Here is a 432-nt window from a genome sequence, read left to right on the forward strand (position 1 = left end):
GTTGGCTCGGTGGTCTCAGACGGGTCCTTAGAGGTGACAGTCTGATCCTTGTCGTTGATGTCCTTGTGCTCAGCGATCTCATTCGGGTTCTTCGGATCAGTACCCGGAGTCTCCTTGCCCTCCTTGTCGACCTCAACAGAAGTCAACTCCTCAAAGGCAACCGCAGCCTCAACCGGCTCCGTTACAGACTCATCAACGATGATCTCAACAACAACCTCACCATTGGCAGCATCCGGAGTAAAGGTCTTGAAACCCTCACCCAAAACAGTCTTGCCATCAACCTTAGAAATCAACTCAGCATAAAGGGTGTATTCCTTACCCGGAACCAAACCCTCATACGTCACCGTATCGTTAACCTGCGCACCAGCAACAACCTCAGTAGCACCGTTCGCAAAATCAGCATTCGTCGAAATCTTCGGAGTATCAGACTCA

At 50.7% G+C, this 432-nt stretch carries 1 protein-coding gene; it reads right to left on the bottom strand.

Features of this window, described 5'->3' with window-relative positions; genetic code table 11:
* Positions 1–432: VaFE repeat-containing surface-anchored protein (locus HMPREF2806_RS05645; RefSeq protein WP_158013204.1), on the bottom strand; the 432-nt coding region annotated here is incomplete at both ends.

Source organism: Corynebacterium sp. HMSC076G08, from assembly GCF_001811515.1.
GTDB classification, from domain to species: Bacteria; Actinomycetota; Actinomycetes; order Mycobacteriales; family Mycobacteriaceae; genus Corynebacterium; species Corynebacterium hiratae.